Origin of the sequence: Staphylococcus massiliensis CCUG 55927 (assembly GCF_000298075.1) — a bacterium.
In the GTDB taxonomy this organism is placed as follows: domain Bacteria; phylum Bacillota; class Bacilli; order Staphylococcales; family Staphylococcaceae; genus Staphylococcus; species Staphylococcus massiliensis.
The window spans coordinates 1-12,745 of sequence record NZ_JH815594.1 but is presented as its reverse complement, the minus strand read 5'-3'; the positions used below and the strand labels follow the sequence as shown (position 1 = coordinate 12,745).

Genomic DNA, 12,745 nt, shown 5'->3' with positions numbered 1-12,745 from the left:
ATGGCCTATATATCGATAAATCTATCAGAAATTCAATATAATGCACATGTCATCAAGCAGAAACTTGAACAGAATCACATCCATTTCACGCCTGTTGTTAAAGGTGTTGGTAGCGATCAAGAAATTATTCAGGCACTTAACCAAGTTGGTTTAAGTCATTTTGCTGAATCGAGGTTATCTAATATCAAGCAGCAGGAACCGTATCAATCCTTTATTCTGTTGCGTTCACCCAATGCTTTTCAATATAAAGAAACGATTGAACATTGTGAAATGAGTATTCAAACTGAGTTATCTACCATTGAAAAGCTCAATGAAGCTGCTAAGCGATTAAATAAGAAACATCGTATATTGTTAATGGTAGACTGGAAAGATGGACGTGAAGGTGTACATACCTACGACGTGTTACATTATATTGAAGAGATCAAGCGCATGTCGCATATCGAACTTAGTGGTTTAGCATTTAATTTCATGTGCTTTAACCCTATACAAGCCGATATGCATGATATTGAAATGATGCACCAGTTTATAGACCAACTTGAACAAGCAACTGGACTTCATATGAAGGTCATATCAGGTGGTAATTCGAGTGTATTACCATTACTCGAACAAGGTGATTTAGGCCGCATTAATGAACTTCGTGTAGGTGAGACGCTCTTTAGAGGTGTAGATACAAATACTGATAAACCGATTCAAACGTTGTATCAGAACACGATAACTTTAAATGCACAAATTATAGAAATTAAACCCAGAATCAATCGACAACGTCAGCAATTTCTACAAGCGATTCTAGATATTGGCACGATAGATACGTGGATGAATCACATACACCCGCTGCACCACAATATTTCGATTATTGGCGCGACAAGTGATCATCTCATGGTTGATTTACATCACGATGACAGTTATCAGGTTGGAGACACGATTCAGTTCGGACTAGATTATCAAGCGATGGCACAACTTATGAATACGAATCTCATTGATAAAGTCTACTTAAGAGATAGAGGACTTGCTTTATTAAATGAACAATTAGAGCAAAGTCCAATCCTGAATAAAAATAACTATTGACATTGATAATCGTTATCAATAAGATAAGAGTGTAGGTAAATATAATAGCAAGGAGATAGACAAATGAATAAGATGAAATTGATTGGTATTATTTCATTAGTATTTTTACTTACTTTCGTTACAGCTTGCGGAAGTGTGAGTGATTCAGGTTCTAAAGGTGGCTCTAAAAAAGCAGAACCTAAAGAAGGTGTTGAAATCAAGCACGATGGTGGTACAACTAAAGTACCTAAAAATCCTAAAAAAGTTGTCGCATTAGAATATTCTTTCGTAGATGCATTAGTGGCTTTAGGTGTAAAACCTGTAGGTATTGCTGATGACGGTAAGAAAGAAAATATTATCGAACCGCTTCGTGATAAAGTAGGTGACTATAAGTCTGTAGGTTCAAGAAAGCAACCTAACATAGAAGTGATTAGTGAAACAAAACCGGACTTAATTATTGCAGACAGCAATAGACATAAGAACGTTTATAAAGAATTAAACAAAATCGCACCTACAATCATGTTACCAAGTTTAGATAGTGGCTATAAACAAAACTTAGAAGCGTTCAAAACAATTGGTAAAGCTTTATCTAAAGAAGACAAAGCTGAACAACGCTTAAAAGACCACAAAGCTAAAATTGACAAATTGAAAAAACAAATTACAATGGATAAAGAAAAGACAGTCCTTCCAGGTACTGTTACTGAGTCAGGTGTTTATGCGCATTCAGATAAATCATACGTAGGTGAATTCTTACGTGAACTTGGATTTAAAGAAGCGTTAAATAAAGACGTATCTGATAAATTACCTGAATATTTAAATTCACCATACCTTCAAATGAATTCAGAACAACTTTCTGAAGTTAATCCTAAGAGAATGTTTTTAATGGTTAAAGGTGAAGACGATCCAGCACTTAAGAAAATGGAACAAGACAAAGTTTGGAAGCGTTTAGACGCTGTTCAAAACGACAATGTTCATACTGTAGATCGTCAAACATGGTCTAAATTCAGAGGTTTAATCTCTTCTGAAGAAATTGCGAAAGAGTTAGTTGAAATCTCTAAAAAAGAAAAGTAAGGTGAATGATTATGAAACATCCTCACATTCACAATCAAATAGAAATAAAACAAAAAAGACGCACGACACTCACATTTCTTGTGAGTGTGTGCTTTCTTTTTGTTGCCATTTATTTAAACTTAAGTATTGGTTCTTCTAGTATTACGTTTAATGACTTTTGGCAATACTTTACAAATGGTGCACAAAATAAATCAACCTTTTTAATACATAATGTTCGAATGCCTCGAATGTTAGCAGGTATATGTATTGGTGCTTCATTAGCTGTAGCTGGGGTACTGATGCAAGCATTAACACGAAACCCGCTTGCTTCACCACAAATATTCGGTGTTAACGCGAGTGCCTCATTTGTTGTTGTATTAATCAGTACATTATTACCGTCACTAGCTACAGGTAAAGTACTGTTCGCATTTATTGGTGCATTTCTTGGTGGTTTAGCTGTGTATTTATTATCTGATACTACTAAAGGTATGACTCCAATAAAACTTGCATTAGCAGGTATGACGATTCATTTATTCTTCTCAAGCTTGACTCAAGGTATTATTTTATTAAATGAAGATGCCACGTTTGATATTATGTTCTGGCTCGTTGGTTCTCTATATACGATTAAATGGCCAGCATTATTATCCGTTTTACCATGGATGGCAATCGCTTTAATATTCACGTTACTTTTCAGTCGACAAATCACGATCTTAGAACTTGGTGACCAATTATCAAGAGGTCTTGGTCAAAATACAAAAGTGATTCGTATTATAATCGGTATTTTAGTTGTGATTTTAGCAGGTACGTCTGTTTCGATAGCTGGTCCAATTGGGTTTATCGGATTAATCGTGCCGCACATTGTAAAATATTACGTCAGTCATAACTATTTCACGATTATCTCTTTATCAATGGTTATGGGTGCTGATTTACTCTTAATATCAGATGTGCTTAGTCGTCTTATCGCTTTCCCATTTGAATCACCTGTAGGTATCGTGACTTCATTCATCGGAGCGTTGTACTTCTTAGGTATTACAATGAGAGGAGTGAAGCAAAAATGACACATAGCTTAAAGTTTAAATATATCGTTGTCATCACATTGTTATTAATCTTCTCATTACTATCACTCGGTTTCGGTGCCGTTTATATGTCACCGGTTAAGGTGATTCAAGAGTTATTTAATAATTCTAGTTTTATCTTAAAAGAGTATCGCATTCCGCGATTATTACTTGGATTCATAGTTGGTGCTGCGATTGCGATATCAGGTGCAGTGATTCAAGGTGTCGTTCGAAATCCACTCGCATCACCTGATGTCATCGGTATTACGAAAGGTGCCAGTTTAACAGCAGTTATCGTCATTATCTTATTCCCAGCTGCACCGTTATTTGCGTTACCAGTTGCATCGTTTATTGGCGCGTTACTCGTCAGTATCTTATTATCATTTCTAATTTCGTGGAAAGGTATTAATGGATCAAGGTTAGCACTTATCGGTATGGCAATAGGGGCTATTGCGATGGCAATCGTACAATTCCTTCTGATTCGTCATCCTATGGAAGCAAACATCGCGCTTGTTTGGTTAACAGGTAGCTTGTTTGGACGTTCTATGGATTATGTATATGCCATCTTGCCATGGTTCATTATTACGGTACCGCTCATCATTTACTTTAGTAAAAAGCTAGATATATTAAATCTAGGTGATGAAGTTGCTATTGGTCTCGGTGCTAAAACACGTCAAATTAAGATGGTCTTATTATTACTTGCTGTTATGCTTTCAGGTGCATCTATTGCAGTTGTCGGTGGACTTAGTTTCCTAGGCTTAATTGCACCTCATATTGCACGTGGTATTGTTGGGCATCGTCATATTCATATTGTTACGATGTCAGGATTAATCGGTGCATTACTCATTATCGTATCGGATGCTTTAGCCAGAGGTATCCATCCACCACTAGATATACCTGTTGGTGTTATTATCGCCATCGTCGGCGCACCATATTTCTTATATATCTTAAGAAAAATGTAAATCAATTAAAAAAAGGGTCTGTACAAATCCGAAACAGTCGGTATTTGTACAGACCCTTAAATTATGAAGAAGTGCCTTATTCAGTTGCTAATTATTTAACATAAATTAATTTCCTAACAGCTGACTCCTAGGGGTGGGGCCCCGGCACAGAAATTTGCGCAAGCAAATTATCAAGCTAAGGAAGCCGGGGCTCTTTCTCATGAACAAAGAAGCCTGAGCTTCTTAGTAAGTCCAGCTACCGTATTAAAAATACGAGTTGGACTTTACAGGAAAGCATGCTGTTAAAGGAAAGTAAGAGCAACCAAAGTTATTTAGATAACTATTTCGTCACTTCGTTATACACTTTCTTATCGTTTAAAGTATAAATAATATATTCATGATCCTTAGTATCAATAATTACACGATTCGTTTTGCCAAAAGTAGTACCGATACGAGAGATTTGTTCATCATCTAAGTCCGGTGTTGCGTGAATGTCTTGGTCTTCAGATACATTAACAATATCCTCATTAGGGATACGAATGTCAGCTACTCTCCATTGAATACGAACTTCTTTATCGTTCTTCTTTACTGTCATTGCCATTAAAGACACATCCTTTAATAAATATTGAATATACTTTTATGATACCCCATAGTTACGCATCTATTCAAGATAATTGTGTTACCATATTATGAAAATATGTCATACTATTTAAAAGCGAAAATACGTTCGCTTGTTCGTATATTTTATGTTATACTCTAGCGTAAAGGAGCAAGTGATATGACAGGAAAAACACATTTAGCCTGCGGTATGTTCGTAGGCGCACTTAGTATTCAATATTTTAAAGAAGACATCTTTGTATCAACAACTATTATGACACTTGCTGCTTTGTCGAGCTTACTACCAGACATTTGTCACGCAAGTAGCAAGGTTGGTCGTAAATTTAAACTGTTAAGTTTTGTGATTCGAACAGTGTTCGGTCACCGAACATTTACGCATTCCCTCTTATTTATGGGGATTATCTATGTTTTACTTAATTTCATACATACACCAAATTACTATGTCTTTCCAATTATTGGTGGAATTTGTTCGCATATCATATTGGATATGTTAACGAAAAGAGGAGTAAAGCTTTTATATCCAATACCCATTTCGGTCAAATTTCCGTTTCAATTTAAGACGGGTGGCACGGTGGACTTATCTTTAGCGTCTACATTTTCAGCTGTAACGTTATATATTTTCTTTAAAGACTATATTCACCAATATCTGAATATTCAACATATCTTTTTCTCATAAAATAGTCTGATAGTTGTTATTTAGTATTCTGATATGATACTTTTGTTAAGGTATCAATAAAATCACATATAAAAGTGTGGAGGCGTTTATACATGGTAAATGTAGAAGATTTAGAAAAATATAACCAACAACATTTAGTTGAATTTGAAAAAATGATGAGTCAAAAAGAAAAAGATGCGTTACATCATAAATTAGAAGAACTTGATTTAGAAGGCATTCAAGAGCTATACCAAGACGTATATGTAAATCGACGTACAATTGATGATGTATCTGAAATTAATGAAGTAGCTTATGATGTTAAAGCTGAAATGGACGATGCCACTCAAGAGGACTTTTACAAAAAAGGACTTCAAGCCATTAAAGAAGGTAAATTTGCGGTTATTCTTATGGCCGGCGGTCAAGGTACACGCTTAGGATATAAAGGTCCTAAAGGTTCATTTACGATTGAAGGCGTTAGCTTATTTGAACTTCAAGCGAAACAATTACTTCAACTACGTGAAGAATCAGGTTACACACTTGATTGGTACATTATGACAAGTGATATTAATGATATTGAAACGAAGAAATTCTTTGAAGAACAAAACTATTTCGGTTATGATAGTGCGCATATTCATTTCTTTAAACAAGAAAGTATTGTTGCGTTAAGTGAAGAAGGTCAACTTGTTCTAAGTAAAGACGGCGAAATTATGGAAACACCTAATGGTAACGGTGGTATTTTCAAAGCGCTTAAAAAAGCAGGTTTATTAGATCAAATTATTGATAATGGCAATGAATTCCTATTCGTTAACAATATCGATAACGTCTTAGTCAAAGTACTAGATCCGGTATTCGCTGGATTTACGGCAGAACAAAATAAAGATGTTACGACGAAATCTATTAAACCTAAAGAGAATGAAAGCGTTGGACGTCTTGTTCAAAAAGATGGCAAAGATACTGTACTTGAATACTCAGAATTAGAAGAATCTGTTGCTAATTCATTTGATAATGCAAACATAGGTATCCATGCATTTAAAGTATCGTTCATTAAGGACGCGGTTCAAGAGCCTTTACCTTATCATTTAGCAGTCAAACAATTAGAACAACTTGATGAAGATTTCGGTGTTGTAAAACAACCTACTCTTAAATTTGAATTGTTCTATTTCGATATCTTTAAATATGCGAAATCATTCGTAACATTACAAGTACCTCGTGAAGAAGAATTCAGTCCGCTTAAGAATAAAGAAGGTAAAGATAGTGTTGAAACTGCTACAAATGACTTAAAACGCATGAACATTATCTAATTCGAGGTGTTACAGAATGACACAACATGTAAATACACAAAAGCAAATTAAAGTAAAACGTAAAAACTTTAAAGATACGGTCAAATTATCATTTGGTGAAGAAGTTGCGAACTCCGTTTCACATGGTGTATTTGCATGTATAGCCCTATGTCTGTTACCTTACGTAGCTGTTAAAAGCTACCTTCATGGCGGTACAGCCCATGCCGTATGTTTATCAATATATGTCATTAGTATATTCTTAATGTTCTTATCATCCACGGTTTATCACACGATGGAGAATAGAACGACGCATAAATATGTGTTAAGGATTATTGATCACAGTATGATTTTCATTTCAATAGTCGGCACTTACACACCTATACTTGTCATTATGATAGGTGGCTGGCTCGGTTGGACTGTACTCGCGATATTATGGGGTATTACGATATTTGGTATTCTATACAAGGTATTAGCGACTCACGTGAACCCTAAATTTAGTATGGCGATGTACATGGTTATGGGTTGGATGTCGATCATACTAATTCCAATTATTATTCAGAAAGCATCGATAGCATTTCTGATATACATCTTATTAGGTGGTGTCGCATACACGATAGGTGCTTGGTTTTATGCGCAAAAGCACCGTGCCTATTTCCACATGATTTGGCACCTATTTATCGTTGTAGCCTCATCATTTCATTACATCGCAATCATGTATTACATGTAAGCGTCAATATAATAAGCAATTGTTTAAATGGTATGATTTTAAAAATCATACCATTTTCCTATATTATTAGGACTTTTAAAATGATAAGCTACATAAGGTTAAGTAAAATTTTGAAGTTAGGGGTATGAATGATGAAGTTAAGATCGTTATTAATCGTTATTTCATTATTACTCATCATGTTTATGGCTGCGATTGAAACGTCAATCATTACGTTAGCGTTGCCATCTATGAAAGAATATTTACATATTGAAGGTCAAATATCGCTAGTCTTTGCGGTTTACTTTATCGCCATGGTATTAGCGACACCTATCATAGGTGAAATCTTCTCAAGATCTAAAGTTATATACGTCACAATCGGTGGTTTGATCTTGTTCACACTCGGTAGTTTATTTGCGGGCTTAAGTCCTAACTTTGCGATTTTAATTCTTTCTCGCTTTATCCAGGGTCTAGGTTCCGGCGTACTCATGTCACTGACGCAAATCATTCCGAAATTAGCATTTGATATTCCACTTCGATATAAAGTAATGGGTGTCGTTGGCAGTATGTGGGGTGTCGCAAGTCTAGTTGGACCCTTACTCGGAGGCTTTATTTTAGAAATCGCTTCATGGCATTGGCTCTTCTACATTAATATTCCAATCGCAATCATCGCGTTTATCATCGTTTTATTTACGTACCATTTTGAAAATGAAACCATCGTTAAGAATAAACTTGATTATAAAGGTATCATTTTACTTTACGCATTAATCGGTTTCTTACTTATGGCTATCCTAACAACAGGTATGTTATGGCTTAATATCTTAGGTTTTATCCTATTTATAGTAACATTTATCGCCTTAGTTAAAACGGAGCAGAAACACCATGCGCCATTTATACCAGTTCAAGAGTTTTCAAAGCGTATTAACTTAGCGTTCTTTACAGACTTTGTGTTCTCGATTGTTTTAATGGGCTTTTCAGTGTATATGCCGATCTATTTACAAGAAGATAAAGGGTTATCACCCATTCAAAGTGGGTTAACCGTCTTCCCAATTTCATTAGCTTGGATGACCATCACATTCGTATTAAATAAAATTGAGGCGAAGTTAACGCTTAAAGCTTTATATTTAGGTGCTTTCACCACAATGATTATATGTTCTGTGCTATTTATCTTCTCAGCGCATTATCCATTACTCGTAGCTGCTATACTCACGTTATCAGGTGCAAGTTTTGGTACGGTTTATACGAAAGATAGCGTGATCATCCAAGAAGAATCGTCGAAATCACAAATGAAACGTATGATGTCTTTATATATTCTGACAAAAAATTTAGGTAACGCCATTGGTTCGACGCTAATGGGGTATGTGTATGGTATACCTTTAATGTTGTTTTCACTTTCCATGCAGAATATCGCGGCTACAGTGATCTTAATCTGCATCTTCTTAATCGTGATATGGTCACTTGTAAAATTAGATACAAAACATTAATCCAATTCATATAACTAAGGTATAATGATAAGTACTTAAGAACACGTGAAATGTAAAAGGAGAATGATAATGAGAAGGTTTAATATGCATGATTTAATTGCGACGCTCATTATCTGTTTAATATTTTTGATTTCCGGAGCCATCTTTTTAACTTTTCTAGGCTTTGGATTGTATGGTTTAAGTAGGATATTGATTTATTTTAAACTGGCAGAGTTTAGCTTTAATAAAGGCTTCTATCAGAACCTTTACTATTATGGTAGTTATATTGTATTTGGATATATTGTGTTTTATTCAATAGAATATTTAATGGAAACGTTTCGTAAGAAGTTATCTCATAGCCCTTATTTCCAAGGGCTTACCTTCCATTTACTTGCCTATGTTGTGAGTACGACGATGTTTTTCTTTATCATCCATATACATTATAAAGACATTGATATCGACTTTTGGGTAATTCTTGTCATATCCGGACTACTGTATATATTCAAGGAAATCTTTTATCCAGATAGTGAGAATCTCAATCGCAAACGTAAATAAAGCCAAAACTTTGATATGCTAACTTTAATTACTTAGAATAGATATTTATAGACACACATTCGGAGGGGTGACTTTCATGAACGCTCATTCCATTTCTACAAAGCAACGAAATTTAATCGTTGGGGTTATGTTATTAAGTGCGTTTGTGGCTATACTCAACCAGACTTTACTCAATACAGCACTACCAGCAATTATGAAAGGCTTGCATGTTGACGAGAACACGTCGCAATGGCTTGTTACTGGATTTATGCTGGTAAACGGTATCATGGTTCCACTTACAGCTTATTTAATGGATAAAGTTAAATCGAAGACCTTATATCTTTTATCAATGGGTGCATTCTTACTCGGTTCAGTCATTGCCGCATTTGCACCTAACTTTTTAATCTTAATGATAGCGCGCGTTATTCAAGCTATGGGTGCGGGCGTCCTAATGCCTCTCATGCAGTTCACATTATTTACACTATTCCCTAGAGACAAACGCGGCTTTGCCATGGGTCTAGCAGGTTTAGTTATCCAATTCGCACCTGCTATAAGTCCTACGTTATCAGGCTTTTTAGTCGATCAATACAGTTGGCGAACACCATTCTTCGTGGTCGTGATTACAGCCGCAATTTGTTATATCCTAGGTGCACTGTTTATAACAAACTATAGTGAAACCAAAGACCCTAAACTTGATCGTATCTCAGTGGTTTATTCAACTGTAGGTTTCGGTATCATGCTTTATGCATTCAGTAGTGCCGGTAACTTAGGGTTCTTCAACCCAATCGTACTGATATCACTCGTTATAAGTATCATCATTATTTACATCTTCGTGAAAAGACAATTACGTATACGTAATCCTTTATTAAACTTGCGCGTTTTCAAAAATCGCGCATTCACGCTTACGACAATCACGTCCGTCATTGTATTTACAGCTATGGTAGGTCCAGCCTTACTCGTACCGATGTACGTTCAAAATTCATTAGGACTTTCAGCCATGCTTTCAGGTATCGTCATTTTACCAGGCGCGATTATTAACGGCGCAATGTCACTCGTCACAGGTAAGATTTTTGATAAATACGGGGCACGTAGACTCGTCATTACTGGTTTCGTTATTTTAACTATAACAACCATCTTGCACATCTTCTTAGATGTTTATACACCGTTCTGGTATTTAGTTGTCATTTACGGTATCCGTATGTTCTCGATTGCATTACTCATGATGCCGCTCAACACAGCAGGTATTAATGCACTCGAAAGTAAAGATATCTCGCATGGTACAGCTATCATGAACTCAGCGCGTATCATTTCAAGTTCGATTGGTACAGCACTTATGGTTACAATCATGTCGATTGGTATGAAGTTAGCAAAGCCCGATCACAACGGTCAAATCTCAGAACACATGGCATACCGTGAAGCGGTCTCTTCCGGTATTAGTCTCGCGTTTATTATTACATCAATACTTGTTACGATCGGTCTCATCATGTCGTTCTATATTAAAGACCGTGATCCTAACCAAACAAATGTGAATACGCGTCAAATTTAATAAGCTTTAAAGCCCTGAATGATCTTTACTGATGAATCATTCGGGGCCTTTTTTTATCCCTTTTGAAAAGCCCTTTCAATCAAACATGCCTAATTGGGTAAAAAAGCATCATGGTCATAAATTTTCTAAAAGATATATCGGTACGATACTAAGGGCTTTTATAAAATACACTTTGATACTAAGCGTTTATTTTTAAGGCGTATCATTCAAAGAGGGTTTATAAAGGACAATTCGTTCTGAAGGTCTTTCAAAAAGATGTATGGGTCCAAAGGGCTTTGAAAAGATATATGGATACAAAGGGCTTTTCATGGGAATAAATGACACGATTGAGTAAAACTTATGATATATTTATAAATGGTGATTAAATTAAAAATCAATGTTTAGTCATATAGTGGGTATTCTGTTAAAATTGAAATACGATTTACATATGAAAAGGGGAGTTGCAAAGTGTTAACAGTTGAACAAGTGAAATCGCTTGTTGGCGAAATCAAAGATCCAATCCTAGAGGTCCCTTTAAAAGAAACTGAAGGTATATTAGAAGTTTCCGTAAAGGAAGAAAAAGAACACGTAAGTGTCAAAGTTGCAATGGCGCAACTAGGTGGTCAATTACAATTAGATCTTCAAATGGAGATTGTAGATACACTTAAAGAGAACGGTGCTAAAACAGTAGGTATCCGCTTTGAAGAATTACCAGCCGAAAAGGTTGAAGCCTATAGAGGTAACATTAAAGATGAAAACCTTACGATAGAAGGACTTTTATCAAAAGACAATCCAGTTGAATTTATTGCGATTGCTTCTGGTAAAGGTGGCGTAGGTAAATCAACAGTTGCAGTTAACTTAGCTGTTTCATTAGCTCGCGAAGGCAAAAATGTTGGTTTAATCGATGCAGATATTTACGGGTTCAGCGTGCCTGATATGATGGGTATCGATGAAAAACCTGAAATTGAAGGAAAAGAAGTCCTACCAGTAACAAGACATGGCGTTAAAGTCATCTCAATGGCATTTTTCGTTGAAGAAAACGCTCCAGTTATTTGGAGAGGCCCGATGTTAGGTAAAATGCTTACAAACTTCTTCACAGAAGTTAAATGGGGCGAATTAGATTACTTAATCCTTGATTTACCTCCAGGTACAGGTGATGTGGCGCTAGATGTTCATACAATGCTACCATCAAGTAAAGAAATTATCGTTACGACACCGCATCCTACTGCTGCATTTGTAGCAGCTAGAGCAGGCGCGATGGCAAGACATACAGATCACTCAATTATTGGTGTTATTGAAAATATGTCTTACTTCCAAAGTAAAGAAACTGGCAATAAAGAATATGTCTTTGGTAAAGGTGGGGGTGCTAAGTTAGCAAAAGAACTTGGTACGGATTTATTAGGAGAACTGCCATTAGAACAACCATCATGGGATCCTAAAGATTTCTCTCCATCTGTTTACCAACCTCAAGATACTTTAGGTGGTATTTATCAAGATATCGCGAAAAAAGTGATTAAAGCGACTACTAAGTAACGCTTGAATTACAAGTTAATCGTTTTGTTATAGACAAGGGTTTATTTTAGTTTGAAAAAATTAAAATAAGCCCTTGATTTTTTATGATTATCTGATAGAATAATTTCTTGTGAGCTAAAGAAAGCATAACTCGCTAATGAGTTGCTTTAATAAGTTTTAAAAAAGTTATTGACTTTGTATTGCAAAGTTGTTACGATATAAAAGTCGCTTTTTTCAAACGACTCACTTAATAAAGGGTGTAAAATTAACCCTTGCATTAATATTAAATATATATTATATTAATAAACGTGCTATTAATTTTGTAAATTAATTGTAAATGTGATATAATATATATCACTTAAGAA

General features: G+C 35.4%; 12 protein-coding genes. 11 read left to right on the top strand and 1 reads right to left on the bottom strand.

The features are described from left to right. The 4 genes from A33S_RS0108700 to A33S_RS0108685 all read left to right on the top strand — a co-directional run bounded on the left by A33S_RS0108700 (nucleotide 1) and on the right by A33S_RS0108685 (nucleotide 4,111). The gene (locus A33S_RS0108700; RefSeq protein WP_009384842.1) at nucleotides 1-1,065 is read left to right on the top strand and encodes an alanine racemase; all 1,065 of its coding nucleotides are present in this window, start codon (nucleotides 1-3) and stop codon (nucleotides 1,063-1,065) included. Nucleotides 1,066-1,128: 63 nt separating this feature from the next. Continuing rightward, nucleotides 1,129-2,115: an ABC transporter substrate-binding protein gene (locus tag A33S_RS0108695; RefSeq protein ID WP_009384840.1), complete on the top strand. Its 987-nt coding sequence runs from the start codon at nucleotides 1,129-1,131 to the stop codon at nucleotides 2,113-2,115. A 5-nt stretch (nucleotides 2,116-2,120) separates the two neighbouring features. Further along, nucleotides 2,121-3,152, top strand: a complete 1,032-nt coding sequence (locus tag A33S_RS0108690; RefSeq protein ID WP_026048990.1) for a FecCD family ABC transporter permease — start codon at nucleotides 2,121-2,123, stop codon at nucleotides 3,150-3,152. After that, nucleotides 3,149-4,111 carry a FecCD family ABC transporter permease gene (locus tag A33S_RS0108685; protein ID WP_009384837.1) on the top strand — a complete coding sequence of 321 codons (963 nt, stop codon included), beginning with the start codon at nucleotides 3,149-3,151 and terminating at the stop codon, nucleotides 4,109-4,111. Before A33S_RS0108690 ends, A33S_RS0108685 begins: the two co-directional genes overlap by 4 nt. 319 nt (nucleotides 4,112-4,430) lie before the next feature. Here the strand turns inward: A33S_RS0108685 and A33S_RS0108680 are convergent, their stop codons facing one another. Next, the gene (locus tag A33S_RS0108680) at nucleotides 4,431-4,691 is read right to left on the bottom strand and encodes a SunI/YnzG family protein (RefSeq protein ID WP_009384835.1); all 261 of its coding nucleotides are present in this window, start codon (nucleotides 4,689-4,691) and stop codon (nucleotides 4,431-4,433) included. A 177-nt stretch (nucleotides 4,692-4,868) separates the two neighbouring features. Between A33S_RS0108680 and A33S_RS0108675 the strand changes: the two genes are divergently transcribed. From A33S_RS0108675 to A33S_RS0108645, 7 genes are all read left to right on the top strand, one after another. Continuing rightward, the gene (locus A33S_RS0108675; protein ID WP_009384833.1) at nucleotides 4,869-5,384 is read left to right on the top strand and encodes a metal-dependent hydrolase; all 516 of its coding nucleotides are present in this window, start codon (nucleotides 4,869-4,871) and stop codon (nucleotides 5,382-5,384) included. 92 nt (nucleotides 5,385-5,476) lie between these two features. Beyond that, on the top strand, nucleotides 5,477-6,664 hold the full coding sequence (locus A33S_RS0108670) for a UTP--glucose-1-phosphate uridylyltransferase (RefSeq protein ID WP_009384831.1): 1,188 nt from the start codon (nucleotides 5,477-5,479) through the stop codon (nucleotides 6,662-6,664). Nucleotides 6,665-6,680: 16 nt separating this feature from the next. After that, nucleotides 6,681-7,370 carry a PAQR family membrane homeostasis protein TrhA gene (trhA, locus tag A33S_RS0108665; protein ID WP_009384830.1) on the top strand — a complete coding sequence of 230 codons (690 nt, stop codon included), beginning with the start codon at nucleotides 6,681-6,683 and terminating at the stop codon, nucleotides 7,368-7,370. Between the two features lie 131 nt (nucleotides 7,371-7,501). Continuing rightward, a complete protein-coding gene (gene sdrM, locus A33S_RS0108660) occupies nucleotides 7,502-8,830 on the top strand; it encodes a multidrug efflux MFS transporter SdrM (RefSeq protein ID WP_017176750.1) in 1,329 nt (442 codons plus the stop codon). A gap of 69 nt (nucleotides 8,831-8,899) precedes the next feature. Beyond that, on the top strand, nucleotides 8,900-9,364 hold the full coding sequence (locus A33S_RS0108655) for a SepA family multidrug efflux transporter (RefSeq protein WP_009384825.1): 465 nt from the start codon (nucleotides 8,900-8,902) through the stop codon (nucleotides 9,362-9,364). 76 nt (nucleotides 9,365-9,440) lie between these two features. Next, nucleotides 9,441-10,889 (top strand): MDR family MFS transporter, encoded by a 1,449-nt coding sequence (locus A33S_RS0108650; protein WP_017176749.1) that lies wholly within the window; start codon nucleotides 9,441-9,443, stop codon nucleotides 10,887-10,889. Nucleotides 10,890-11,336: 447 nt separating this feature from the next. Next, nucleotides 11,337-12,401 carry an Mrp/NBP35 family ATP-binding protein gene (locus A33S_RS0108645; protein ID WP_017176748.1) on the top strand — a complete coding sequence of 355 codons (1,065 nt, stop codon included), beginning with the start codon at nucleotides 11,337-11,339 and terminating at the stop codon, nucleotides 12,399-12,401. The last annotated feature ends 344 nt before the right edge of the window (nucleotides 12,402-12,745 follow it).

Excerpts from the sequence above, each read along its gene's own strand:
- A33S_RS0108700 (WP_009384842.1), top strand. The coding sequence starts at position 1 with ATGGCCTATATATCGATAAATCTATCAGAAATTCAATATAATGCACAT.
- A33S_RS0108695 (WP_009384840.1), top strand. The coding sequence starts at position 1,129 with ATGAATAAGATGAAATTGATTGGTATTATTTCATTAGTATTTTTACTT.
- A33S_RS0108690 (WP_026048990.1), top strand. The coding sequence starts at position 2,121 with ATGATTATGAAACATCCTCACATTCACAATCAAATAGAAATAAAACAA.
- A33S_RS0108685 (WP_009384837.1), top strand. The coding sequence starts at position 3,149 with ATGACACATAGCTTAAAGTTTAAATATATCGTTGTCATCACATTGTTA.
- A33S_RS0108680 (WP_009384835.1), bottom strand. The coding sequence starts at position 4,691 with ATGGCAATGACAGTAAAGAAGAACGATAAAGAAGTTCGTATTCAATGG.
- A33S_RS0108675 (WP_009384833.1), top strand. The coding sequence starts at position 4,869 with ATGACAGGAAAAACACATTTAGCCTGCGGTATGTTCGTAGGCGCACTT.
- A33S_RS0108670 (WP_009384831.1), top strand. The coding sequence starts at position 5,477 with ATGGTAAATGTAGAAGATTTAGAAAAATATAACCAACAACATTTAGTT.
- trhA (WP_009384830.1), top strand. The coding sequence starts at position 6,681 with ATGACACAACATGTAAATACACAAAAGCAAATTAAAGTAAAACGTAAA.
- sdrM (WP_017176750.1), top strand. The coding sequence starts at position 7,502 with ATGAAGTTAAGATCGTTATTAATCGTTATTTCATTATTACTCATCATG.
- A33S_RS0108655 (WP_009384825.1), top strand. The coding sequence starts at position 8,900 with ATGAGAAGGTTTAATATGCATGATTTAATTGCGACGCTCATTATCTGT.
- A33S_RS0108650 (WP_017176749.1), top strand. The coding sequence starts at position 9,441 with ATGAACGCTCATTCCATTTCTACAAAGCAACGAAATTTAATCGTTGGG.